General features: G+C 63.2%; 1 protein-coding gene. It reads right to left on the bottom strand.

Annotated elements, in window-relative coordinates:
* A partial coding sequence (locus ACLH1U_RS25195; RefSeq protein WP_411299515.1) for a mannose-1-phosphate guanylyltransferase occupies positions 1-532 on the bottom strand: 532 nt, incomplete at both ends.

The following is a 532-nucleotide window of genomic DNA, read 5'->3' on the forward strand; positions in this document are numbered from 1 at the left end:
GGCGTTCACCGCGGCCTGGCAGGCTTCGAGGATATCCGGGCGGAATTTGGCCAGCTCGGAGAGGTATTTTTTGGCGCGGAACATAAACATGCCGCTGTTCCAGTAGTACTCACCGGAGGCGAGGTAGGCCTCAGCGCGCTCGCGGTCCGGCTTCTCCACGAAGCGGGCCACCTGGTACGGGGTGTGGGCGCTGTCGGTGAGGGCCACGCCGCGCTGGATGTAGCCGTAGCCGGTTTCCGGGGCGTTTGGCACGATACCGAAGGTGACCAGGTGGCCTTCATCGGCATACTGCTCGGCGACGCGGATGGCATCGTGGAAGACCGGCTGGTTATTGATGATATGGTCAGCGGCGAGGACCAGCATCAGCGGGTCGTCACCGTGACGGGTGGCCTGAAGGGCCGCCAGAGCAATGGCCGGGGCAGTGTTGCGCCCGACCGGCTCGAGAATAATGTTGTTGGACAGCCTGTTGAGCTGGCGCAGCTGTTCGGCCACCAGGAAGCGGTGCTCTTCGTTACAGATGACCATCGGTTCA

The organism is Klebsiella sp. 1SOBk5mer, assembly GCF_046603115.1.
In the GTDB taxonomy this organism is placed as follows: domain Bacteria; phylum Pseudomonadota; class Gammaproteobacteria; order Enterobacterales; family Enterobacteriaceae; genus Klebsiella; species Klebsiella quasipneumoniae.